Raw genomic sequence first — 23,922 nt, 5'->3', positions numbered from 1 at the left:
GTATGGTGCGTGTGTGGGTGATCCGGGCCTCCAGACCGTGTCGGTGCGCGTCAGCGCGCCCGGCGTGACGCGGACGGCCGACCGGGAGGCTCTGCTCGCGTTCGTCGCGGAGGTCACCGGAGCGGACCCCACGACGGTTCGCGGCGGGCGCCGTTGCGCGCACTGCGGCAGCACCGCGCACGGGCGGCCGTGGGCCGCGGTGGAAGGCCGGGCAGCACACACCCGGATCGGCGTGAGCCTGTCGCGGACGGACGGCGCCGTGGCACTCGCGGTCGGTCCTGCAGCGCTCGGCGTCGACGTGGAGCGTGTCGGACGGGTGGCCGCGGCGCCCCTCGACGCGTTCACGGCGGGGGAGCGCGCGCGGTCTGCGGGCGATGCGGCGCTCCTCGCGGCGTGCTGGGCCGGCAAGGAAGCCGTCCTGAAGCGCGACGGCAGGGGCATGCGCGTCGACCCCGGCGCGGTCGACGTCGACGTGACGACCGGGTCGGCCGCCCTCGAGGGGGTGGCGCATCCGGTATCCCTCGTGCGCCTCGAGGAGGACCTCGTGCTCGCCGTCGCAGCGGACGGGGTGCCGCTGGAACTCGAGGACCGCCGCTAGGGGAGCTCCGGGACGCCCGGGTCGTCGATCCACGGTGCGACGACGGCGTCGATCGCCGTCACCGATCGGTCGGACGCCGTCGCGAAGGCGTCCAGCACGTCGGACGGCGCGACCGTGCCGTGGCGGTGTCGCTCGGTGATCGTGCGCAGCCCGGCGAAGAACGCGTCGTCGCCGATGGTCCGACGCAGTGCGTGCAGTGCGAGTGCGCCGCGCTTGTAGACCCGGTCGTCGAACATGTCCTTCGGCCCGGGGTCCGCGACGACGAGGTCCTCCGGCTGGTCGAGCAGTCCGGCGCGGTGCTCGTCGGCCAGCCGATCGGCGTCGTCACCGCCGCGGTGCTCGGACCAGAGCCACTCCGCGTAGCAGGCGAAGCCCTCGTGCAGCCAGATGTCCCGCCACCGTCCGAGCGTCACGGAGTTGCCGAACCACTGGTGCGCGAGTTCGTGGGCGATGAGTCGATCGGTGCCGTGCTCACCGTCGACGTGGTTCCGGCCGAAGACCGCCAGCCCGTGGGCCTCGAGCGGGATCTCGAGCTCGTCGTCGGTCACGACCACGCCGTACGCGGGGAACGGGTACGGCCCGAACCGGTCGGCGTAGAGCGCGAGCATGTCCGGCACCTGCCCGAAGTCGGTCTTCGCCGCAGCGGCCAGGTCGGCCGGGTGGTGCAGCGTCACGGGGACGTCGGCACCGCGGATCGCGTGCGTCCGGTAGCGCCCGATCTGCACGGTCGCCAGGTAGGTGGCCATCGGGTCGGTCGTCGCGTACGTCCACCTGGTGCCGCGGCCGGTGCGCTCCTTGCCGAGCAGCTCGCCGTTCGCAACGACGTCGTACCCGGTCTCGCACGTGATCTCGAAGCGGTAGGTGGCCTTGTCGTCCGGTCGGTCGTTGCACGGGAACCACGACGGCGCACCGGTGGGCTGGGCGGCGACGATGACACCGTCGGTCAGTTCCTCCCAGCCGATCTGGCCCCACGGGCTCCGGAGCGGTCGTGGGGTGCCGCGGTACCGGACGTGCACGGTGAACTCGGTGCCCGACGTGATCGGGGTCGCCGGCGTCACCGTGCACTTGTGGACGGCGGTGGTCGTCTTCCGCGCACGCTGCCCGTCGATGTCGACCCGATCGACCGACAGCCCGTGCAGGTCGACGACGACCTTGTCCAGGTCCTCGAGGGCGGTCGCGGTGATCGTCGCGGTGCCGTCGAGCCGGTTCGTCGCGACGCGGTAGTCGAGCCGGAGCTCGTAGTGGTCGGCACGCCAACGACGGTCTCCACTGTGCGGGGTGTAGGGGTCGGCTGCGTTCGTCGGCTTCACGGTGCCGTCGAGTCTGCCACGCGGGCGGACGGCCCATCCCAGGCGGAGTCCCCGGGGGAGTCCTCCCACGGCGCGATGGGGTTCCCTGCCCAGCGGGTGCCTCCAGGGACCTGCTCGCCGCGCATCACCAGGGACGCCGGTGCGACGGTGGCTCCCGGGCCGATCCCGGCGGCGGGCAGGACGACGCTGTGCGGCCCGAGGGTGCCGCCGGCGTCGACGCGGACCTCCTCGAGCTGCATGACGCGGTCGTGGAACAGGTGCGTCTGCACGACGGTACCGCGCGCGACGGTCGCCCCGGCACCGATCGTGACGAGGTCGGCCTCCGGCAGCCAGTACGTCTCCAGCCAGGTGCCCCGCCCGATCGTCGCGCCGAGGCTCCTGAGCCACGCGGCCAACGCCGGCGTCCCCGTCGCCTGCTCGGCGAACCACGGCCGTGCGACGGTCTCCACGAACGTGTCCTGCACCTCGTTCCGCCATACGAAGGACGACCAGAGCGGGTGTTCCGTGGCGGTGATCCGCCCGACGAACGCCCACTTCGCGATCGTCGACACGATCGCGGCAACGGCCCCGGCGACGATCAGGACGGGCGCGGCGAGGAGGACCGTCCACCCGATCCCGACGGCCGACCACAGCGCGACGAGGGAGGCGCCGACACCGAGTGCGATCGCCGCGGAGACCATCGGTGCGAGCACCCGCAGCACCTCCCAGCAGCCGCGGGCGACACGGAGGCGCGCCGGCGGACGGAAGGTGCGCTCCTCGTCGAACGTCGTCGCGGCACGTCGGAGCCGGACCGGCGGGGAGCCGAGCCACGACGACCCGCGCTTGGCCTTCTTCGGCACGGCGGAGAGCACCGCGACGAGCGCCTCGCGCGGGACGTTGCGCCCGGCGCCGGTCATGCCGCTGTTGCCGAGGAACGCGCGACGCCCGACCTTGGACTTCCCGATGGTGACCCGGCCACCGCCGAGTTCGTACGTGGCGACCATGGTGTCGTCGGCGAGGAACGCCCCGGATGCGATCTGCGTGAGGGAGGGCAGGAGGAGCACCGTGGAGATCTCGGTGTTGCGACCGACCCTGGCACCGAGGAGCCGGAGCCACAGCGGCGTGACCAGGCTCGCGTACAGGGGGAACAGCAGCGTCCGTGCCGCGTCGAGGACCCGCTCGGTGCACCACGCCTGCCAGCCGATCCGGGAGCGGACCGGGTGCCTGCCCTCGTGCAGGGCGATCCCGAGCAGCCGGACGACCGCCACGACGAGCCCGGCGTACACGGTGCCGGCCACGATCGTCGCGAGGGGGACCACGGCGAGGGCGTGCAGCACGGCGGCGCCGAGCGACGTGGCGCGGCCGACGATCGCGACGGCGACCAACAGGCCGACCGCGACGCCGACCACCGGCAGACCGGCCACGGCCACCGACCCGGCCCCGTACGCGACGAGCCAGCGACGACGGGCCGGGGGACGGGCCTCCCGGTCGTGCCTGGCCGAGCCGACGCGTTCCGCCGGCGATCCCGCCCAACGCTCCCCGTCCGGGACCCGCCCGGCGACGGCGGAGCCGGCCTCGATCTCGGCACCCGCGCCGACCGCTGCGCCCGGCATGAGCGTCGTGCGGCTGTGCACGACCGCGTCCGAGCCGACCTGGACGCGCCCGAGTCGGAACACGTCGCCGTCGACCCAGTGGCCCGCGAGGTCGACCTCGGGCTCGATCGACGCACGCTTGCCGATCGTGAGCATGCCGGTGACCGGCGGCAGCGTGTGCAGGTCGACGTCGCGGCCGATCGTCGCACCGAGGGCCCTGGCGTAGTAGCTGATCCACGGGGCGCCGGCGGTGGACGGGCCGTCGACGGCCTCGGCGATCCGTTCCGCGAGCCAGACCCGGACGTGTACCGATCCGCCGCGCGGGTGGTCTCCCGGTCGGACGCCGAGCAGCACCAGCCGGACCAGGGCGACGGTGAGCGCCATCTTCCCGATCGGGGTGACGAACACGAGCAGTGCGAGCACCAGCACCGGGACCGGCAGTGCCGGCAGGAACGGCAGCGTGGTGACGTGCAGCACCCCGGCGACGAGCGCCGTCCACGTCAGGACCCGCAGGCCGCGGAGCAGCTGCACCGGGAGGCCGAGGAGCGTCAGGGTCAGCCCCGTCGCCGGCGGTGTCGGACGGACGTCGCGCGAGGCGGCGGCGACCGGTCCCGATGCGTCGAGCGCATCGGCCAGCGCGCCGATCCGCGGGTGGTCGTACACGTCGGCCACGGTCGTCGTCGGGTAGCGCTCACGGATCGCGGACACCAGCTGCGCGGCCGTCAGGGACCCGCCGCCGTGGGCGAAGAAGTCGTCGTCCTCGCCGGTGACGGGCACGCCGAGGATCGCGGCCCAGCGCTCGGCGATCCAGGCGACCGTCGGCGGGAGCACCGCGGTGTCGCCGCCGGCGGGACCGGTCAACGGCCAGGGGAGCGCCGCACGGTCGACCTTGCCGGACGTGCGGGTGGGCAGGGAGTCGACGACGGCGAGGAACGGGACGAGCGCCGCCGGCAGCTCCTCGCGGAGTCTGGCGTTCGCGGCCGCGGTGTCGATCGTCGCACCGGCGACGGGGGCGACGTACCCGACGAGGACCTGGTTGCCCGCGGGGGTCCGCTGCACGACGGCGGCACCGCCCGCGACGTCGTCGAGGGCCTGCAGCGCGGCGTCGATCTCGCCGAGTTCGATGCGGCGGCCGCCGAGCTTCACCTGGTCGTCCGCACGACCCTGGAACACGAGGCCCTCCTGGTCGTACCGGACCAGGTCGCCGCTCCGGTACGCGCGCTCCCACCCGAGCGACGGGAACGGCGCGTACTTCTCGGCGTCCTTCGCCGGGTCGAGGTACCGGCCGAGTCCGACGCCGCCGATGACGAGTTCGCCGACCTCGCCCGGCGCGACCCTGGCGCCCGCCGGGTCCACGACGGCGAGGTCCCAGCCGTCGAGGGGCAGGCCGATGCGGATCGGTGCCGACCCGTCCATCAGGGAGCCGCACGCGACGACGGTGGCCTCGGTCGGACCGTAGGTGTTCCAGACCTCGCGGTCCCTGGAGGCGATGCGGGCAGCGAGCTCCGGCGGGCACGCCTCGCCGCCGAAGATCACCAGGCGGACCTGCTCGAGGGCGTCGTCCGGCCAGAGCGCCGCGAGGGTCGGGACGGTGGACACGACGGTGATGCCGTGCACGATGAGCCACGGACCCAGGTCCACGCCGGTCCGGACGAGGGAGCGGGGCGCCGGCACCAGGCACGCGCCGTGCCCCCACGCGAGCCACATCTCCTCGCAGGACGCGTCGAACGCCACGCTCAGCCCGGCGAGCACGCGGTCCCCTGGCCCGATCGGTGCGCGCTGCAGGAAGATCCGCGCCTCGGCATCGACGAAGGCCGCTGCGGAACGGTGGGTGACCGCGACGCCCTTCGGGACGCCGGTGGAGCCGGACGTGAAGATGATCCATGCGTCGTCGTCGATGGTCGGAGCCGCCGTCGTCGGCGCCTGGTCCCCGTCGCCGCCGACCGGGATCGCGGCGCCGTCGCGGGTGCGCAGCACCCCGCCCGCACCGATCACGCCGACGACGCCGGCCTCGCCGAACACCAGCGTCGCGCGCTCCTCGGGGTCGTCCGCGTCCACGGGCACGTACGCCGCACCGGCAGCGAGCACCGCGAGGATGGACAGGTAGAGGTCACGGCGGCCGGACGGGACGCGAATGCCCACCCGGTCGCCCCGCCGGACACCGCGGGCCGCGAGGTCGTCCGCTCGCTCGCGCACCAGCGACACGAGCGTCCGGTAGTCGATCGTCCCGTCCGGGTCCTCGAGCGCCAGCGCCTCCGGGTGCGCGTCCGCGGTCGCGGTGAGGACGTCGAGCAGCGTCCGCGGGTCGGCGGCGAGGTCGCCGCGGGCGAGTTCCCGCTGCGGGTTCCCGGTGACGATGGGCATCGCGTCCTCTTCCCGGTCGTGGACTGGTCGACCGGCCGGTGATCCTAGGGGGCGGAGGTGTCGTGCTCGGAAACACCCCGGACGCCGAGGGCGACCCTGGCGTCGTCGAGCGCCGTCGCGAGTCCGATCGAGTCGTCGAGCCCGTGCAGCGGCGACTCCGTCCGGCCGTCCGACACGTACCGTGCGAGCGCTGCCGCCTGCCACGCCAGACCCTGTCTGCCGCGGAGCCCGGTCGGTTCGGACCACCGGTCCTCACCGGCCGCGTGGTGCAGCACGAACGAGGCGGGGAAGACGAAGTGGTCGGTGTACCGAACGGTCGCCTCGGTGCCCGCGACGACGGCGAGACCGGGCGTCCACGCCGTCATCGACGTGGTCACCACGGACTGCGCGCCGCCGGTGGCCGTCGACACGGTGACGGACTGGAGGTCCACCCCGCGATCCGAGACCGCTCCCGTCGTCCGGCTGGTCACCGGGGCACCGGTGGCGAAGCGGGCGAACCAGTGGCCGTAGACGCCGGCGTCGAGGAGCGCGCCTCCGCCGGCCTCCGGATCGAACATTCGGTCTGCCGGGTCCGGCTCGTGCGGCCAGCCGACGTCGACGGTCGCCAGGTGGACGTCGCCGAGGACACCGTCCGCGATGAGCTGCGCGATGACGGTGGTGCCCGGGAGGTACCTGGTCCACATCGCCTCCATCGCGAGCACCCCGGCGCTGCGGGCCGCGTCGGCGAGGCGTCTGGTGTCCGCGGCCGAGGTCGTCATCGGCTTCTCGACGAGGACGTGCTTGCCGGCGGCGATCGCGAGGAGTGCGTGTCCGAGGTGCTGCGGGTGTGGAGAGGCGACGTAGACGACGTCGACCGCGGGGTCGGCGACGAGTGCCTCGTACGAGCCGTGCACGCCGTCGACCCCGTGTCGGGCGGCGAAGGCGGCTGCGCGTTCGGGGGAGCGGGACCCGACGGCGACGACGCGCTGGTCGGAGTTGGCGTGCAGGGTGCTCGTGAAGTCGTGTGCGATCTCGCCGGGCCCGATCACACCCCAGCGGAGTGTCGGCCCGCCTCGGAGCGGCTCAGCGGTGTGCACCGGAAACGAGAACATGCACGGACGCTACCGCGACCGGTGGGTCCCGCCCCGGAGGTGACCACGGGTGAGACTGGTGCGTCCGCCCCGGAGGTGACCACGGGGAACGGTCGCGGCCTGCCGCGATGTCGATCGCCGCTGACTGAGCGAAGCGAAGACATCGGCCTGATCGGAAATGTCACTGTGCCCCCAGGAGGATTCGAACCTCCGCCCCTGCCTCCGGAGGGCAGTGCTCTATCCCCTGAGCTATGGGGGCCCTGGGTGGGAACAACCGTAGCAGGTCCCGACCCCGCCCCGGGACCACCGGCTGCACCCCGGGCGTGCCCGACTTCCGCCATGATCGTCCCATGCAGCCAGGAGCGCGTCCCGTCCTCGCCGTGGTCGACGTCAGCGACGCCGACCGACACGATCCCGCGTTCCACGACGCCCTCACGACGCTCACCAGGCGTGCCGTCGAGGTCGCCCGCGCCGCGGGGTGGGAGCCGCGTCGGGCGGCCGCCGAGCAGCTCGGGCCCGCTGGACTGCGGCGGGCGCTGGCGGACGCCGACGGCGTGCTCGTGATGGGCGGCGAGGACGTCGCCCCGGCGCACTACGGCGGCCCCGAGGACTACGAGGGGCGCGGGCAGCACTTCGCCGTCGCCGACCTCGCGCAGATCGAGGCGGTCCGGGCGGCGGTCACGGACGGGCTGCCGACGCTCGGCATCTGCCGTGGCATGCAGGTGATCAACGTGGCGTTGGGTGGCGACCTGGTCCAGCACCTCGAGCACGGCGGGCACGTGGCGCCGGGGGACCCCGCGGAGAGCATGGTCGACCACCGGGTGTCGGTGGCGGCGGGCAGTCGGCTCGCAGCGGCGCTCGGATCCGAGGAGCTCGACGTGCGGTCGTCGCACCACCAGGCGGTCGGGCGGGTCGGCGACGGACTCCGCGTGGTCGCCACCGCGCCGGACGGCACGGTCGAGGCGGTCGAGCACGAGACTGCGCCGCTCTGGGCGGTGCAGTGGCACCCGGAGGACTCCGGTGCCCGTGGCACCGCGCTCCGCGACCTGCTGGTCGCGATGCTGCCGTCACGCGACTGACGTCCGACGGGAGGCCCGTGGCGGTCCGGCGCCGCGCCTCCAGTCGGTCCGACCCGCGTCAGCCTGCCGGGGTCGCGGTCGAGGAGGCGGCCGGCGCGAGGGCCTGGCGGACGGCGTCGACGACCGGCTGGGCGGAGCCCGGCTCGGTGAACAGTGTCGAGGACGTGGTGATCCAGTACGGGTCGGCGAACGCGTCGGCGCGGCCGACGTCGTCGGTCAGGGCGAAGTACCCCTCCACGCGGTAGGTCGGCACCGACCCGCCGCGTTCGTAGAGTGCGTCCTTGAGGTTCGTGAGCGACTTCTCAGGCAGGTCCGCGACGGCCAGCGTGATCGTCATGGACTCGTCCGACACCTCGTGGAAGACGCAGACGCGGCCGCGCTGCTGGGCGATCTTCGCCGCTGCCGACCCCTTCTCCGGAGTCGCGGACGCGTCGAGTTCGAACTGCTTCCCGTACACGGCGAAGGTGGTGTCCGGCACGAGCTCGGCACACGTCTGGCTGATGCGCTTGCCGATCGGGGCGGCCGTGGCGCTCGCACTCGGAGCCGTCGTCGGGGTCCGCGTGGGGGACCCGCCGGAGTCGCCGCCGGAGCAGGCGGCGAGCACGAGGGCTGCGGGGACGGCGAGCGCGGCGACGCTGATCGCCCGGGCGGATCGTCGGGTGGTCATGCGGACATGATGCTGCACGTCGCCGGGTGCGACCGGTGGGTCCTCGCTCGCCCGGTAGACTCGTGCGCCGTGACTCCTGCCGAACTCTCCGCCGCGTACCTGTCGATCCTGACCGGGATCGTCGAGCGCCGAGGCGCGTCCGACACCGTGACCGTCGAGGAGTCGCACGTCGCCCTCGAGCGCCCCAAGAACCGGGCGCACGGCGACTGGGCGTCGAACGCCGCGATGCAGCTCGCGAAGCGCCTCGGCACGAACCCGCGGGAGCTCGCGACCGAGATCGCCGGCGAGCTGACCGAGCTCGACGGTGTCGCCTCGGTGGACGTCGCGGGCCCCGGCTTCATCAACATCACGCTCGAGGCCGCGGCGGCCGGCGAGATCGCCCGCACCATCGTGGAGTCCGGCGAGTCCTTCGGGCACGGCGACCTGTACGACGGGGTGCGCATCGACCTGGAGTTCGTGTCCGCGAACCCGACCGGACCGATCCACATGGGCGGTGTCCGCTGGGCGGCGGTCGGCGACAGCCTCGCCCGGGTCTTCCAGGCGCAGGGCGGCCTCGTCACCCGCGAGTACTACTTCAACGACCACGGCAGCCAGATCGACCGGTTCGCCCGGTCGCTCGTCGCATCGGCGCTCGGGGAACCGGCACCGGAGGACGGCTACGGCGGCGCGTACATCGCCGAGATCGCGGCCCGCGTGCTCGCCACCTTCGACGGGGACGTCCGTGACATCCCCCGCGACGAGGCGCAGGAGATGTTCCGCCGTGAGGGCGTGGACTTCATGTTCGCCGACATCAAGCAGTCGCTCCACGAGTTCGGCGTCGACTTCGACGTCTACTTCCACGAGAACTCGTTGCACGAGTCGAAGGCCGTCGAGCGCGCCATCGAGCGCCTGCAGGAGCAGGGCCAGATGTACGAGGCCGACGGCGCCCAGTGGCTCCGCACGACCGACTTCGGCGACGACCGGGACCGTGTCGTCATCAAGTCCGACGGGGAGCCCGCGTACATCGCCGGCGACCTGGCGTACTACCTCGACAAGCGCGAGCGCGGGTTCGAGCGGAACCTCATCATGCTCGGCGCGGACCACCACGGCTACGTCGGCCGCATGATGGCGATGTGCGCCGCGTTCGGTGACGAGCCGGGCAAGAACCTCGAGATCCTCATCGGCCAGATGGTCAACCTGCTGAAGGACGGCCAGCCGTTCCGGATGTCGAAGCGCAACGGCACGATCGTCTCGATGGAGGACCTCGTCGAGGCAGTCGGTGTCGACGCCGGCCGGTACGCGCTCGTGCGGTTCGCGATCGACACCGCGATCGACATCGACCTCGACCTGCTGACCAAGCGCACCAACGACAACCCGGTGTTCTACGTGCAGTACGCCCACGCCCGTACGCAGTCCGTCGCGCGGAACGCCGCGGCCTCGGGTGTCGACCGTTCGGCGTTCGACGCGTCGCTCCTCACGCACGACACCGAGGGTGCGCTCCTCGGGGCCCTCGCCGAGTACCCGCGCGTGGTCCGGCAGGCCGCCGAGCTCCGGGAGCCGCACCGCATCGCGCGGTACATCGAGCAGCTCGCCGGCCTCTACCACCGCTGGTACGACGCCTGCCGGGTGACGCCGCTCGGGGACGAGGACGTGACCGACCTGCACCGCACGCGGCTCTGGCTGAACGACGCGACGGGCCAGGTCGTGCGCAACGGCCTCGGGCTCCTCGGCGTGAGCGCCCCCGAGCGCATGTAGTCTCCGCGCGCCGGCCACGCTGGCTTCGGCGTCGCACCCCACCACGAACATCGCGCCCCGTCACGACGGGGCGCGATGTTCGTCAGCGGGCGCAACCGGCGACCGCACCACGCGCCGGACGCGACGTACGAGCCCGACCCGTGCCGAGCCTCCAGGCGGGCTGCCGGGGGACGCTGGCAAGGTGGGACGCATGTCCACCGCAACCGACACCCCGAAGCGGCGCCGCCGCGGCCGCACCCTGACGATCGTCGTGATCGGCATCGTGGTCGTGCTCGCCGCGCTCGTCGTCATCGCCGAGTTCGTGCTCCGCGGCGTCGTGGACCGGATGATCGCGCAGCAGGTGGAGCAGTCCCTGCCCGCCGGGACCGAGGGGACGGTCGACGCCCACGCGAACGGCGTCCTCATCCCGCAGCTGATCGGCGGCTCCCTCGACGAGGTCGAGATCTCGTCGGAGAAGATCACGGTCGACGGCGTCCCGCTCGCCGCCGACGTCACGGCGCACGACGTGCCGATCGACGGCGCAGGAGCCGTGCACGACGTGGACGGCACCGTGACGCTCGCGGCGTCGAGCGTGAAGGACCTGTCGAAGTACAGCCCCCTGTTCGACCGGATGTCGCTCGTCGACGGCGGCGTGCAGCTGTCCGGCACGACCGCGGTGCTCGGCTACGACATCTCGTACGAGGCCCGCGGTTCCGTCGTCGCCCAGAGCGACGGCAAGGGCATCACGATCACCCCGAAGACGGTCAGGATCACGAACTCGGCACTCGACCTCAAGGTGGACGACATCCCCGGGGTGACGAACACGCCCGTGTCGGTGTGCACGGCGCAGTTCCTCCCCGAGTCGCTGCGGGTCCGGTCGCTCGACGTGACGGCGGCGCACGCGACGGTGCGCGTCACGGCGGACGAGCTCCCGCTGAGCGAGCAGGGCCTCCAGACCACCGGAACGTGCTGACTGCTCCACAGCGGTTTCGTCCACAGCGGTTTTGTCCACAGCGGCGTAACGCAGGCCGGGAGGCCCGTCCCGGCTCGGTAGGATCGGGTCCTGTGAGCGAGAACCCACTTGCCCCGCCGCGGCTGCGGTTCCCGACGGACGCCTCCGCGCTGACCGCGCGGATCTGGCCCGCTTCCGCGACCAGGACGGACGACGGCTCGCTCGCGGTCGGCGGCGTGTCCGCCGACGACCTGGTGGCCGAGTACGGCACGCCGCTCTACGTGGTCGACCAGCGTGACGTGCAGTCGCGCGCGGTCCGGGTGCGCGACGCCTTCGCCGAGGCGTTCGGTCGCATCGGCACGACGGCGCACGTCTACTACGCGGGCAAGGCGTTCCTCACGACCCAGGTCGCCGCGTGGATGGCCGAGGCAGACCTCCGCGTCGACGTGTGCACCGGGGGAGAGCTCGCGGTCGCCCTGGCCGGCGGTGTCGACCCCGGTCGGCTCGGGTTCCACGGCAACGACAAGTCCGACGCCGAGATCGCCCGCGCGGTGCAGGTGGGTGTCGGGACGATCGTGCTCGACAGCCACGAAGAAGTGCAGCGGGTCGCCGACGCCGCGGCCGCCGCCGGAGTCGTCCAGCGTGTCCGCATCCGGATCAACAGCGGGGTGCACGCCTCGACGCACGAGTACCTCGCGACGGCTCGGGAAGACCAGAAGTTCGGCATCCCGTTGACCGAGGCGGTCGCCGCCGCGGAGACGATCCGATCCCTGCCGTCCCTGGCGTTCGTCGGGCTGCACTCGCACATCGGTTCGCAGATCTTCGACGAGTCCGGTTTCCGTGAAGCCGCTCGTCGTCTGATGGACGTGCACGCGACCCTCGTGCAGTCCGGTCCGGTGCCGGAGCTCAACCTCGGCGGCGGGTGGGGCATCGACTACACCGAGGCGGACTCGGCGTTCGAACCGGAAGACGTGGCGGACGCCCTCGCGACGATCGTGGCGGATGCCTGCGCCGAGCGCGGCATCCCCGTGCCGGAGGTCGCCGTCGAGCCCGGGCGGTACATCGTCGGGCCAGCGGGGCTCACGCTCTACCGTGTCGGCACGATCAAGCCCGTGACGCTCGAGACCTCCGACGGGCACGACCAGGCGACGCGCACCTACGTGTCGGTGGACGGCGGCATGAGCGACAACGCACGCCCCGCCCTGTACGGCGCCGAGTACACCGCGCGCCTCGCTCGTGCCTCCGACGCCGATGCGGTGCTGACCCGCGTCGTCGGCAAGCACTGCGAGAGCGGGGACATCGTCGTCCACGACGAGTACCTCCCCGGGGACGTCCACCGCGGCGACCTGCTGGCGGTCGCGGCGACCGGTGCCTACTGCTGGAGCCTCGCGAGCAACTACAACCACGTCGGTCGCCCGCCGGTCGTGGCGGTCGCCGACGGTCGAGCCCGTATCCTCGTCCGTGGTGAGACGGTCGACGACCTCCTCGCCCGCGACACCGGGGTGTCGCCCGCGGCCGCAGCAGGTGCCGCGCGGTGAGCCCCCGAGATCCCGGAGACACGCACCACATGATCGAATACCGCAACGTCCGCGTCGCGCTGCTCGGAGCCGGCTCGGTCGGCTCGCAGGTCGCGCGACTCCTCCTCGAGCACGGCGACGAGCTCGCATCGCGCGCCGGCGCCGGCCTGGAGCTCGTCGGCATCGCCGTCCGTGACGTCGACGCCCAGCGCGACGTCGACCTCCCGCGGGAGCTCTTCACCACGGACGCCGGCTCGCTGATCCTCGGCGCGGACATCGTCGTCGAGCTCATCGGCGGCATCGAGCCGGCACGCACCCTCGTGCTGCAGGCGCTGCAGTCCGGCGCCGACGTCGTGACGGGCAACAAGGCGCTCCTCGCGACGCACGGCCCCGAGCTCTTCGCCGCGGCGGAGCAGGTCGGCGCGCAGCTCTACTACGAGGCCGCCGTCGCCGGGGCGATCCCGATCATCCGCCCGTTGCACGACTCGCTCGCGGGAGACCGCATCGAGCGGATCATGGGCATCGTCAACGGCACCACGAACTTCATCCTCGACCTGATGGACCGCGAAGGCGCCACGTTCGAGGACGCCCTCGCGACCGCGACGGAGCTCGGGTACGCCGAGGCCGACCCGACCGCCGACATCGAGGGCTACGACGCCGCGCAGAAGGCCGCGATCCTGGCGTCGCTCGCGTTCCACACCTCGGTGCCGCTCGCCGCCGTGCACCGCGAGGGCATCACCTCGGTGACCATCGAGCAGGTCCGTGCCGCGCGCAAGGCCGGCTACGTCGTGAAGATCCTCGCGACGTGCGAACGCCTGACGGACGAGAACGGTCGCGAAGGCGTCAGCGCCCGCGTGTACCCGGCGCTCGTCCCGGACACCCACCCGCTCGCGAGCGTCCACGGCGCGAAGAACGCCGTCTTCGTCGAGGCAGAAGCCGCCGGCGACCTGATGTTCTACGGCGCAGGTGCCGGTGGTGTCGAGACTGCCTCCGCGGTCCTCGGCGACCTGGTGTCCGCTGCTCGTCGGCACGTGATCGGCGGCCCCGGTGTCGCCGAGTCGACGCAGTCCGCGCTGCCCGTCTTCCCGATCGGCACCGTCCGGACGAGCTACCAGATCACCCTGCACGTGACGGACGCCCCCGGCGTGCTGTCGACCGTCGCGGGCGTGCTCGCGAAGCACGGCGTCAGCGTCGAGACGGTCGAGCAGTCCAGCGCCCACGGTGCGGGCGGCACCGCCACCCTCGTGATCGGCACGCACGAAGCACGCGAGTCCGACCTCGCCGACACCGTCGCAGCCCTCCGTGGCGAGGCGACCGTGACCGACGTCGCCAGCGTGCTCCGCGTCGTCGGCGCCTGACCAGCACCGTCCCGACCAGCACCGCCCCCGTTCCACCAGCCCCGAAGCACCAGACAGAGAGAGAACCCTGATGGCCCACCAGTGGCAGGGAGTCCTGCGCGAGTACGCCGACCGTCTCGACGTGACCGAGGCGACGCCCGTCATCACGCTGGGGGAGGGCGGCACGCCGCTCATCCCGGCGCGGCGGCTGTCGGAGCGCACCGGCGCGGACGTCTACGTGAAGTTCGAGGGCATGAACCCGACGGGCTCGTTCAAGGACCGCGGCATGACGATGGCGATCTCGAAGGCCGTCGAGCACGGCGCGAAGGCCGTCATCTGCGCATCGACCGGCAACACGAGCGCCTCGGCCGCCGCGTACGCGACGCACGCGGGCATCACCGCCGCCGTGCTCGTCCCCGAGGGCAAGATCGCGATGGGCAAGCTCAGCCAGGCCGTCGCCCACGACGCCCAGCTGCTGCAGGTCCAGGGCAACTTCGACGACTGCCTCGACATCGCGCGCGACCTCGCCGCGAACTACCCGGTGCACCTCGTCAACTCCGTGAACAACGACCGCATCGAGGGGCAGAAGACCGCCGCGTTCGAGGTCGTCGACGTCCTCGGCGACGCGCCGGACTTCCACTTCCTGCCCGTCGGGAACGCCGGCAACTACACGGCGTACTCCCGCGGCTACCGCGAGGACGTCGCCGCCGGTCGTTCGACCAAGCTGCCGCGCATGTTCGGCTTCCAGGCTGCCGGCTCGGCGCCGATCGTCAACGGCGCCGTCGTCGAGCACCCGGAGACGGTCGCGTCGGCGATCCGCATCGGCAACCCCGCATCGTGGAAGTTCGCCCTCGAAGCGCGTGAGGAGACGGACGGCTACTTCGGCGCGATCACGGACGCCGGCATCCTCGCCGCCCACCGCATCCTGTCGGCAGAGGTCGGCGTCTTCGTCGAACCCGCATCGGCGATCGGTGTCGCGGGGCTCCTCGAGCGCGCCGACGCCGGGCAGATCCCGAAGGGCGCGACCGTCGTCATCACGGTGACGGGCCACGGCCTGAAGGACCCGCAGTGGGCCCTCCGCACCGAGGACGGTAGCGACGTGACGCCGACGAGCGTCCCGGTCGACACCGCGGCGGTCGCGGACGTGCTCGGACTGGCCGGCGCGCAGTGAGCACCGACCGCTCGTCCGGGCCGGACGGGGGCGTCACCGCCCGCAACGCTGTACCGGCCGGACGGGCGGTCCGCGTGCGGGTGCCGGCGACCTCCGCCAACCTCGGCCCGGGGTTCGACTCGCTCGGCCTCGCGCTGTCCCTGTACGACGAGGTCGAGGTCCGTGTGCGGCCCGAGCCCGGAGCGACCGTCACGGTCGACGGTGTCGGTGCTGGTGAGGTCGCGACCGACGACACGAACCTCGTGGTCCGTGCGATCCGGCGTGGTCTCGAGCACGCGGGCGTCGAGCAGCCGGGGCTCGAGCTGCACGCGGTGAACGCGATCCCGCACGGCCGCGGCATGGGATCCTCCGCCGCCGCGATCGTCGCCGGGCTGATGGCGGCCAGGGGGCTGCTCGAGGGCGTCGTCGACTTGGACGCGTCGACCCTGCTGACCCTCGCGACGGAGATGGAGGGGCACCCGGACAACGTCGCGCCGGCGCTCTTCGGCGGGCTCACGATCGCGTGGATGACCGCAGAGGGCCCCGCGTACAAGCGACTCCTGGTGCACCGTGGCGTCTCGCCGGTGGTCTTCGTGCCGACCTCGACGCTGTCGACCAAGCTCGCGCGGTCCCTGCAGCCGGCCAGCGTGCCGCACGCCGACGCCGCGTTCAACGTGTCCCGCTCGGCGCTCCTCGTCGCCGCGCTGATCCAGAGCCCCGAGCTCCTGCTCGCCGCGACCGAGGACCGGCTCCACCAGACGTACCGGGCGAGCGCGATGCCGGAGACCGACGTGCTCATCCGGCTGCTCCGGCAGCACGGGCTCGCCGCCGTGGTGTCCGGCGCCGGGCCGAGCCTGCTGGTGCTCGGGAGCGATCCCGCGCAGCGTCTCACCGCCGCCGGGCTGGTGGAACGACACGCCGAATCCACCTGGCACCCGCTCATGCTGGCCGTCGATCTGGGTGGTGCTACAGTGGTGCCGCACCCGGCGGTCCACGAAGAACGCCCCTAGCGCGGCTCAACAGCCAGCAGGGAATCTCCGACCCCAGGTGTGATCTCCCTCAGATCACCGATTCCCGGCCCGTCGTCTGAACGGCGGCCGATGCACTGCGCTTGCCCACCCGTGCAAGTGCGCTCCGTGCGGGAGTCGGTGAAAAATCTCCGCGCTCTGCGGTTCGGAAGGAACACAGGAACTTGACCGACGTGAACAACTCTGCCGACACGGTGGAGATCCCCAGCGACCTGCGCGCACTGCGCCTGCCCGAGCTGCAGCGCATCGCCTCCTCCCTCGGCATCACGGGGCTCTCGAAGCTCCGCAAGGGCGACCTCATCGCCGCCATCGAGGACAAGCGCCCCGCCGAGGCGACGACGCCAGACACCACGGCCCCCGCGGCTGCCGCGCAGGCGCCCGAGCAGCCCACCCTGCCCGAGGTCGAGGCCCCCGCCGCGGAGGCCCCCGCCGCCGAAGCGACCACGACCGAGGCGCCCTCGCGTGCTCGCCGCTCGCGCCGCGCCACCTCCGGCGGCAACGTGACCACCGCGCCGACCACGGCAGCGGAGCACACCAACCACGGTCAGACCGGTACCGAGGACCTCCTCGCCGGGCTCGACCAGGTCCGTGCCGAGAAGGACGCAGCCGAAGCCGGCCAGAACGGCGGCCAGCCCGCCGGCCAGAACGGTGGCCAGCATCGTCGTCGTGGGCAGAAGCCCGCCGAGCAGGCTCCGACCAGCGCCGCCGAGGCACCCGACGCCGAGTCGTCGACCGACGCGGTCGACGACCAGTCGAACCAGAACGACCAGAACGACCAGCAGAACGACCAGAACGGCGAGCACGAGGGCGGTCAGCGCCGCGGTCGTCGCAGCCGTGGCCGTGGTCGCGGCCGTGGGCAGAACGCCGACACCGCCGACCAGCAGGGCCAGCAGGGCCAGCAGGCGCAGGACGACCAGAACGGTCGCCAGCAGAACGGCAAGCAGGACGCCGACAAGGGCGACCAGCAGAAGCAGGGCGACCAGCAGAAGCAGGGTCAGAACCAGGGCGACCAGCAGAAGCAGCAGCAGCAGAAGCAGGGCCAGAACCAGCAGGGCCAGCAGAAGCAGAACCAGGGCCAGAGCAGCCAGAACCAGCGCGACGAGCAGCAGCGTCACAACGACGAGGCCGAGAGTGGCCGCAGCCGTCGCCAGCGTGACCGCAAGCGCGGCCGTGGTGGCCAGAACGACGACTTCGAGCCGGAGATCACCGAGGACGACGTCCTGATCCCGGTCGCCGGCATCCTCGACGTGCTCGACAACTACGCGTTCGTGCGGACGACCGGGTACCTCCCGGGCCCGAGCGACGTGTACGTCTCCCTCGGCCAGGTCAAGAAGTACCACCTGCGCAAGGGCGACGCGGTCGTCGGCGCGATCAAGCAGCCGCGCGACAACGAGCAGCAGAGCCGCCAGAAGTACAACGCCCTGGTGAAGATCGACACGATCAACGGCCAGTCCGCCGACGACGCCGCGAACCGCGTCGACTTCCAGGACCTCACCCCGCTGTACCCGAACGAGCGCCTGCGCCTCGAGACCGAGCCGGCGAAGCTGTCGACCCGGATCATCGACCTCGTCGCCCCGATCGGCAAGGGCCAGCGCGGCCTGATCGTCTCGCCGCCCAAGGCCGGCAAGACCGTCGTGCTGCAGGCCATCGCGAACGCGATCTCGAAGAACAACCCCGAGGCGCACCTGATGGTCGTCCTCGTGGACGAGCGGCCCGAAGAGGTCACCGACATGCAGCGCACGGTGAAGGGCGAGGTCATCGCCTCGACCTTCGACCGCCCGGCCGAGGACCACACCACGGTCGCCGAGCTCGCCATCGAGCGTGCGAAGCGCCTGGTCGAGCTCGGTCACGACGTCGTCGTGCTCCTCGACTCGATCACCCGACTCGGCCGCGCTTACAACCTCTCGACGCCGGCCTCCGGTCGCGTGCTGTCGGGTGGCGTCGACTCGTCCGCGCTGTACCCGCCGAAGCGCTTCTTCGGCGCAGCGCGCAACATCGAGAACGGCGGCTCGCTCACCATCCTCGCCACGGCGCTCGTCGAGACCGGGTCGAAGATGGACGAGGTGATCTTCGAGGAGTTCAAGGGCACCGGCAACATGGAGCTCCGCCTGAACCGTCACCTGGCGGACAAGCGGATCTTCCCGGCCGTGGACGTCAACGCGTCCGGCACCCGTCGCGAGGAGCAGCTGCTCTCCGCCGACGAGGTCAAGATCACGTGGCGACTGCGTCGTGCCCTCGCCGGGCTCGACCCGCAGCAGGCGCTCGAGATCGTGCTGCGGAACCTCAAGGAGACGCAGTCCAACGTCGAGTTCCTCGTCCAGGTGCAGAAGTCGGTCCCGGCGACCGGCAACGGTCACCACGGCCACCAGGAGTAACCGGTGTTCGAGTCGGTAGCAGGGCTGCTGGCGGAACACGAGGACCTGACGCAGCAGCTGTCGGACCCCGCGCTCCACGCCGATCCGGCCCGGGCGAAGAAGGTCAACCGCCGCTTCGCCGAACTGAACCAGATCAAGTCCGCGTACGAGGCCTGGACGGCGGCGGGGGACGACCTCGCCGCCGCTCGGGAGCTCGCGCGCGAGGACCCGGCGTTCGCCGAAGAGGTCCCCGCGCTCGAGGAGCAGCTCGCGGAGCGCCAGGAGCGTCTCCGCCGGCTGCTCGTCCCGCGTGACCCCGACGACGGCCGCGACGTCATCATGGAGATCAAGGGCGGCGAGGGCGGCGAGGAATCGGCGCTCTTCGCGGCCGACCTCCTGCGCATGTACTCGCACTACGCCGAGTCCAAGGGCTGGAAGATCGAGCTCCTCGAGCGCACCGAGAGCGATCTCGGCGGTTACAAGGACGTCCAGGTCGCGATCAAGTCGAACTCGTCCGACCCCGCACAGGGCGTCTGGGCGCACCTGAAGTACGAGGGCGGTGTGCACCGCGTCCAGCGTGTGCCGGCGACCGAGTCCCAGGGGCGCATCCACACCTCGACGACGGGCGTGCTCGTCTTCCCCGAGGTGGACGAGCCCGAAGAGGTCGAGATCAACCAGAACGACCTGAAGATCGACGTGTACCGGTCCTCGGGCCCCGGCGGTCAGTCGGTCAACACGACGGACTCCGCGGTCCGCATCACCCACCTGCCCACGGGCATCACGGTCGCGATGCAGAACGAGAAGTCCCAGCTGCAGAACCGAGAGGCGGGCATGCGCGTCCTGCGCGCCCGCATCCTCGCGAAGCAGCAGGAGGAGCTCGACGCGATCGCGTCGGACGCCCGTCGTTCGCAGATCCGCGGCATGGACCGTTCCGAGCGCATCCGCACGTACAACTTCCCGGAGAACCGCATCGCGGACCACCGCACCGGGTACAAGGCGTACGACCTGGACCGCGTGATGAACGGCGCGCTCGAGCCCGTCATCGAGTCCGCCATCCGTGCGGACGAAGAAGCACGCCTGGCTGCCGTCGGCGACCAGAGCTGAACTGGAGGCTCGGCTCCTGTCCGACACGCACGGTACGTTCACGGCGGATCGCCTCCTCGACGAGGCGACCGCTGCGCTCGTCGCGCACGGTGTCCCGACACCGCGCGTGGACGCGGAACTCCTGCTCGCGTGGGCGACCGACACCTCGCGCGGTGCCGTCCAGGCGCGTGCCATGACGAGCGGGGCGATCGCGGGGGAGCACGTCGAACGCTTCCGTCAGGCCGTCGCGCGACGCATGACCCGTGAGCCGCTCCAGCACATCACCGGCGAGGCGCACTTCCGCGCGCTGACCCTGGCCGTCGGCCCCGGGGTGTTCGTCCCGCGGCCCGAGACCGAGGGCGTCGTGCAGTTCGGCATCGACGCGCTCCGGGCGACGGCGGTGCCGGAGCCGATCGCCGTGGACCTGGGGTCGGGCAGCGGCGCCATCGCGATCGCCATGGACACCGAGGTGCCGAACGCCCTCGTCTACGCCGTCGAACGCTCTGCCGAGGCCCTGCCGTGGACCCGTCGCAACGTCGAGCGGTACGGCGGCACGGTCCGGCTCGTCGAGGGCGACCTCGCCGACGCGTTCCCGGAGCTCGACGGGACCGTCTCGGTCGTCGTGTCGAACCCGCCGTACGTCCCCGACGACGCGATCCCGGTGGATCCGGAGGTCCGTGACCACGACCCGGCGCTCGCGCTGTACGGCGGACCGGACGGTCTCGACGCCGTCCGTGCCCTCGCCGAGACCGCCTGGCGCCTGCTCGTCCCCGGCGGTGCGCTCGTCATCGAGCACGCCGAGCCGCAGGGCGCAGCCGTGCGGGACGTCCTTGCCCGCTGGGGGTTCCGATCCCCGGAGACGCACCAGGACCTGACGGGCCGCGACCGCACGACCACCGCAACCCGCTAGGCGGACGCCCCCCGAGCCTCCCGTCCGCCTTGTCGGATCGCGCGTAGGCGACCGATTCGCGCGTAGGGGGTCAGACGTTCCGACCTCCGACGCGCGATTCGGCTTCCTAGTGCACGTGCGATGGGACAGAACGCGCGACGAAGGCGCGGACCGCCTCCCGCAGGTCGGTGTCGTGCTCCACCAGCACCGCGGAGATGCCGACGCTCCTGGCGCCCTCGATGTTCTCGGGCATGTCGTCGGCGAAGAAGGTGTCCTCCGCCCGCGCGCCGTGGTGTGCGAGCGCACGGCGGAAGACCTCGGGGTCGGGCTTCCTGGCACCGAAGTTGCTCGACGTGTCGAGGTGCTCGCCGAACAGCGGCGGCAGCGACGGTGCCCATCGGTGGATCCAGCGGCCGGCGAGCGGACCGTTGTTGGTGAGGAGCGCGACACGCCCGTGCTCGCTGGCGATGCGGACCGCCTCGATGCGCTGCGGGAGCTCGGTCATCGCGGAACCGCGGATCCGCGCCCACTCCGTCTCGGGGACCTCGCACTCCATCGCGGCCGCGAACGCCGCGAGGTACGCGTCGCCGTCCGGGAAGTGTCCGGCCTCGGCACGGGACTCGTTGCCGGACAGCCACCACCGGCGGCGGAGCTCGTCGAGCTCGTGCCCGGTGAGGTCGGTCAACCCGGCCATCCGGGTCTTCCCGTCGTAGCGGACGAGGACGTCGTCCATGTCGAAGAGGAACAGGAGTCGGGGCGCTGGCGTCTCGTTCACGATGTCCTCCATTGTGTCGCACTATCATCGTCGAGTCATGGCATCCCGATACGACTGCACCGACCCCGACGGACTCCTGACCGGGATGCGGCTCGCACGTGCCGCACTCGGCCGGGGAGAACTCGTCGTCGTCCCCACCGACACCGTCTACGGCCTCGCCGCCGACGCCTTCGACGCGGCCGCCGTCCAGCGGCTCCTCGACGCGAAAGGGCGGACCCGGCAGTCGCCGCCGCCGGTCCTCATCCCCGGTCCGCCGACGCTCGACGCGCTCGCGAGCGAGGTCCCGCAGCAGGTGCGCGACCTGGTCGCCGAGTTCTGGCCGGGCGGGCTGACCGTGATCCTGCACGCGCAGCCCTCGCTGGACTGGGACCTGGGGGAGACCCGCGGCACGGTCGCGCTCCGCATGCCAGACTCCCGGATCGCGCTCGAGCTCCTGCAGGAGGTCGGCCCGCTCGCGGTGTCGTCGGCGAACTCGACGGGCGACCCTGCCGCGATGACGATCGACGCCGCCGAGTCGATGCTCGGCGACAGCGTGTCCGTCTACCTCGACGGCGGATCCCTCGAACCGCACGACGGGTTCGAGGCGTCGACGGGGTCGACCATCGTCGACGCCACCGGGCTCTCCACCGGTGGCGGGCTGCGCATCGTGCGGCACGGCGTGATCCCGGACTCGGAGATCGAACGGGTCGTCGGGGCCGACCTCGTCACGTGAAGTACTACCTGCTCGCGGGGCTCATCTCCGCGGTCGTGAGCTTCCTGGTCAGCTGGCTGGTCTGGAAGCTCGGCCTGAAGTACAAGTGGTACCCGAAGGTCCGCGAACGCGACGTGCACCGCACCCCGACGCCGCGGCTCGGCGGGATCGCGATGTTCATCGGCGTGATGGTGTCGCTGCTGTGTGCGTGGTTCCTGTTCCCCGAGATCGCGGGCGTCGACTACTTCCGCCTGGTGTTCGCCGAACCCGGGCGCGTGCTGGCGGTGCTCGCCGGGGCGACGATCATCGTGGTGCTCGGTGTCGCCGACGACATCTGGGACCTCGACTGGATGACGAAGCTCGCCGGCCAGATCATCGCCGCGGGGATCCTGGCGTGGCAGGGCGTCGCGATCGTGTCGCTGCCGATCGGCAACACGCTCGGCGTCGGCTCGTCCTACATGAGCCTGATCTTCACGGTGCTCGCCGTCGTGCTGGTGATGAACGCCGTCAACTTCATCGACGGGCTCGACGGGCTCGTCGCCGGCGTCGCGATCATCGCCGGCGGGGTGTTCTTCCTCTACACGTTCTTCATCAACCGCGTGGTCGTGCAGACCGAGTTCTTCTTCAACCTGCCGTCGCTGCTGACGGCGGTCCTCGTCGGCGCGTGTTTCGGGTTCCTCATCCTGAACTGGCACCCGGCGAAGCTCTTCATGGGGGATGCCGGCGCGCTGCTCGTGGGCTTCCTGATGGCGACGAGCGCCGTGTCGATCACGGGCAACATCGACCCGGCCGCCGTGCGCACCCGCACCGACCTGCTGCCGGCGTTCATCCCGATCCTGCTGCCGTTCGCGATCCTCATCGTGCCGATCCTCGACTTCGGGCTCGCCGTCGTCCGGCGACTGAGCGCGGGGAAGTCGCCCTTCTCGGCGGACCGGAAGCACCTGCACCACCGGCTGCTCGACATGGGGCACTCGCACTTCCACGCCGTGCTGATCTTCTACGCGTGGACGGCGACCGTCGCGATCGGCTGTCTGCTGTTCCTGTTCCTGCAGTGGTGGTGGGTCGTGGCCTTCGTCGCGGTCGGGTTCACGATCTGCGCGATCGCGACGTTCGCCCCGCTCGGCCGGAAGCGAGCGGAGATCGCCGCCCAGAGCCGTGCCGGCACGGGCGCGGCCGTCGATGCCCGGCTCGACCCGCTCGACCGCGCGGCAGCCACCCGCGACATCCCGACCCCAGGAGACCCCTCGTGACCACGCCGAACGGCCTCGACCACGTCAGCCCGCTCTTCCGCCGCATCCTCGTGCAGGGGGCCGTGCTCGCGGTCGCCCTCGCCGTCGTCGGGGGAGTCGTCGGCTTCTTCGTCGCCGGTACGCCGGGGCTGGTTGGGGGACTGATCGGCGCGGTGATGAGCGTCGTGTTCTGCGGGCTCACGGCGGTGAGCGTCCTGCTGGCGATCCGGTTCTCCCGCGGGCAGATGATCTCCGGCGCCTTCTTCGGCACGATCATGGGGATGTTCCTCGTGAAGTTCGTGCTCTTCATCGTGGTGCTCGTGCTGCTGAAGGACCGGGACTGGGTGGACACGCCCGTGCTCGCGATCGCGATCATCGTCGGCGTCATCGGGTCGCTCGTGATCGACGTGACGGTCATCGCCAAGGGACGCGTGCCGATCGACGTGCCCCTGCCCGGCTCTGCGGATGCTGAGAAGGACGACCCGGGCGTCTGAGAGCCCGGGAAGGCTCTGACACCTGATAGGGTTTGAGGAGTCCGCGCCCGG

At 71.9% G+C, this 23,922-nt stretch carries 19 protein-coding genes and 1 tRNA gene; 14 read left to right on the top strand and 6 right to left on the bottom strand.

Annotation, left to right across the window (positions count from 1 at the left end; genetic code table 11):
- Positions 1–13: 13 nt before the first annotated feature.
- Complete coding sequence (locus QK288_RS13270; RefSeq protein ID WP_281264766.1) at positions 14–598, top strand: 4'-phosphopantetheinyl transferase superfamily protein; 585 nt, start codon at positions 14–16, stop codon at positions 596–598.
- Here QK288_RS13270 and QK288_RS13265 read toward each other — a convergent pair.
- From QK288_RS13265 to QK288_RS13250, 4 genes are all read right to left on the bottom strand, one after another.
- Positions 595–1,908 carry a M1 family metallopeptidase gene (locus tag QK288_RS13265; protein WP_281264765.1) on the bottom strand — a complete coding sequence of 438 codons (1,314 nt, stop codon included), beginning with the start codon at positions 1,906–1,908 and terminating at the stop codon, positions 595–597. The genes QK288_RS13270 and QK288_RS13265 overlap by 4 nt on opposite strands.
- Positions 1,905–5,843 carry a Pls/PosA family non-ribosomal peptide synthetase gene (locus tag QK288_RS13260; RefSeq protein ID WP_281264764.1) on the bottom strand — a complete coding sequence of 1,313 codons (3,939 nt, stop codon included), beginning with the start codon at positions 5,841–5,843 and terminating at the stop codon, positions 1,905–1,907. The genes QK288_RS13265 and QK288_RS13260 overlap by 4 nt, the downstream gene beginning before the upstream one ends.
- Positions 5,844–5,887: 44 nt before the next feature.
- Positions 5,888–6,934, bottom strand: coding sequence for a Gfo/Idh/MocA family oxidoreductase (locus QK288_RS13255; RefSeq protein WP_281264763.1), 1,047 nt, complete (start codon positions 6,932–6,934; stop codon positions 5,888–5,890).
- A gap of 166 nt (positions 6,935–7,100) precedes the next feature.
- Positions 7,101–7,172, bottom strand: a tRNA-Arg gene (locus tag QK288_RS13250).
- A 91-nt stretch (positions 7,173–7,263) separates the two neighbouring features.
- Here QK288_RS13250 and QK288_RS13245 point away from each other — a divergent pair.
- A complete protein-coding gene (locus tag QK288_RS13245; protein ID WP_281264762.1) occupies positions 7,264–7,992 on the top strand; it encodes a gamma-glutamyl-gamma-aminobutyrate hydrolase family protein in 729 nt (242 codons plus the stop codon).
- 58 nt (positions 7,993–8,050) lie between these two features.
- Here the strand turns inward: QK288_RS13245 and QK288_RS13240 are convergent, their stop codons facing one another.
- Positions 8,051–8,659 carry a hypothetical protein gene (locus QK288_RS13240; RefSeq protein WP_281264761.1) on the bottom strand — a complete coding sequence of 203 codons (609 nt, stop codon included), beginning with the start codon at positions 8,657–8,659 and terminating at the stop codon, positions 8,051–8,053.
- Between the two features lie 69 nt (positions 8,660–8,728).
- Here QK288_RS13240 and argS point away from each other — a divergent pair, with 69 nt between their 5' ends.
- From argS to prmC, 9 genes are all read left to right on the top strand, one after another.
- Positions 8,729–10,393 (top strand): arginine--tRNA ligase, encoded by a 1,665-nt coding sequence (gene argS / locus QK288_RS13235; RefSeq protein ID WP_281264760.1) that lies wholly within the window; start codon positions 8,729–8,731, stop codon positions 10,391–10,393.
- 190 nt (positions 10,394–10,583) lie between these two features.
- Positions 10,584–11,345: an LmeA family phospholipid-binding protein gene (locus QK288_RS13230; protein WP_281264759.1), complete on the top strand. Its 762-nt coding sequence runs from the start codon at positions 10,584–10,586 to the stop codon at positions 11,343–11,345.
- A gap of 92 nt (positions 11,346–11,437) precedes the next feature.
- Positions 11,438–12,862 (top strand): diaminopimelate decarboxylase, encoded by a 1,425-nt coding sequence (gene lysA / locus QK288_RS13225; protein WP_281264758.1) that lies wholly within the window; start codon positions 11,438–11,440, stop codon positions 12,860–12,862.
- Positions 12,863–12,891: 29 nt separating this feature from the next.
- Positions 12,892–14,199: a homoserine dehydrogenase gene (locus QK288_RS13220; protein WP_281264757.1), complete on the top strand. Its 1,308-nt coding sequence runs from the start codon at positions 12,892–12,894 to the stop codon at positions 14,197–14,199.
- A gap of 70 nt (positions 14,200–14,269) precedes the next feature.
- Positions 14,270–15,349 (top strand): threonine synthase, encoded by a 1,080-nt coding sequence (gene thrC, locus QK288_RS13215; RefSeq protein WP_281264756.1) that lies wholly within the window; start codon positions 14,270–14,272, stop codon positions 15,347–15,349.
- A 74-nt stretch (positions 15,350–15,423) separates the two neighbouring features.
- On the top strand, positions 15,424–16,338 hold the full coding sequence (gene thrB / locus QK288_RS13210) for a homoserine kinase (RefSeq protein WP_281267593.1): 915 nt from the start codon (positions 15,424–15,426) through the stop codon (positions 16,336–16,338).
- 182 nt (positions 16,339–16,520) lie between these two features.
- Entirely contained in the window at positions 16,521–18,731 is a 2,211-nt protein-coding gene (gene rho / locus QK288_RS13205) for a transcription termination factor Rho (protein WP_281264755.1), read from the top strand.
- Positions 18,732–18,734: 3 nt separating this feature from the next.
- On the top strand, positions 18,735–19,814 hold the full coding sequence (prfA, locus tag QK288_RS13200; protein WP_281264754.1) for a peptide chain release factor 1: 1,080 nt from the start codon (positions 18,735–18,737) through the stop codon (positions 19,812–19,814).
- A gap of 16 nt (positions 19,815–19,830) precedes the next feature.
- Positions 19,831–20,703: a peptide chain release factor N(5)-glutamine methyltransferase gene (gene prmC, locus QK288_RS13195; protein ID WP_281267592.1), complete on the top strand. Its 873-nt coding sequence runs from the start codon at positions 19,831–19,833 to the stop codon at positions 20,701–20,703.
- 106 nt (positions 20,704–20,809) lie between these two features.
- On the opposite strand, the gene QK288_RS13190 is transcribed toward prmC, so the two are convergent.
- Positions 20,810–21,457: an HAD-IA family hydrolase gene (locus QK288_RS13190; RefSeq protein WP_281264753.1), complete on the bottom strand. Its 648-nt coding sequence runs from the start codon at positions 21,455–21,457 to the stop codon at positions 20,810–20,812.
- Between the two features lie 37 nt (positions 21,458–21,494).
- Between QK288_RS13190 and QK288_RS13185 the strand changes: the two genes are divergently transcribed.
- The 3 genes from QK288_RS13185 to QK288_RS13175 are packed head-to-tail and all read left to right on the top strand — an operon-like array spanning position 21,495 to position 23,871.
- The gene (locus tag QK288_RS13185; RefSeq protein ID WP_281264752.1) at positions 21,495–22,169 is read left to right on the top strand and encodes an L-threonylcarbamoyladenylate synthase; all 675 of its coding nucleotides are present in this window, start codon (positions 21,495–21,497) and stop codon (positions 22,167–22,169) included.
- Entirely contained in the window at positions 22,166–23,398 is a 1,233-nt protein-coding gene (locus QK288_RS13180; RefSeq protein ID WP_281264751.1) for an MraY family glycosyltransferase, read from the top strand. The genes QK288_RS13185 and QK288_RS13180 overlap by 4 nt, the downstream gene beginning before the upstream one ends.
- Complete coding sequence (locus QK288_RS13175; protein ID WP_281264750.1) at positions 23,395–23,871, top strand: hypothetical protein; 477 nt, start codon at positions 23,395–23,397, stop codon at positions 23,869–23,871. Before QK288_RS13180 ends, QK288_RS13175 begins: the two co-directional genes overlap by 4 nt.
- Positions 23,872–23,922 lie beyond the last annotated feature (51 nt).

Origin of the sequence: Curtobacterium sp. 9128, from assembly GCF_900086645.1 — a bacterium.
Lineage (GTDB): Bacteria > Actinomycetota > Actinomycetes > Actinomycetales > Microbacteriaceae > Curtobacterium.
The sequence above is the reverse complement of the archived record's forward strand: the minus strand, read 5'-3'. Positions and strand labels throughout refer to the sequence as shown.

Bases quoted from the DNA above. Each gene is read 5' to 3' on its own strand.
- QK288_RS13260 (WP_281264764.1), bottom strand. From the start codon at position 5,843: ATGCCCATCGTCACCGGGAACCCGCAGCGGGAACTCGCCCGCGGCGAC.
- QK288_RS13255 (WP_281264763.1), bottom strand. From the start codon at position 6,934: ATGTTCTCGTTTCCGGTGCACACCGCTGAGCCGCTCCGAGGCGGGCCG.
- QK288_RS13245 (WP_281264762.1), top strand. From the start codon at position 7,264: ATGCAGCCAGGAGCGCGTCCCGTCCTCGCCGTGGTCGACGTCAGCGAC.
- QK288_RS13240 (WP_281264761.1), bottom strand. From the start codon at position 8,659: ATGACCACCCGACGATCCGCCCGGGCGATCAGCGTCGCCGCGCTCGCC.
- QK288_RS13230 (WP_281264759.1), top strand. From the start codon at position 10,584: ATGTCCACCGCAACCGACACCCCGAAGCGGCGCCGCCGCGGCCGCACC.
- QK288_RS13220 (WP_281264757.1), top strand. From the start codon at position 12,892: ATGATCGAATACCGCAACGTCCGCGTCGCGCTGCTCGGAGCCGGCTCG.
- thrC (WP_281264756.1), top strand. From the start codon at position 14,270: ATGGCCCACCAGTGGCAGGGAGTCCTGCGCGAGTACGCCGACCGTCTC.
- QK288_RS13185 (WP_281264752.1), top strand. From the start codon at position 21,495: ATGGCATCCCGATACGACTGCACCGACCCCGACGGACTCCTGACCGGG.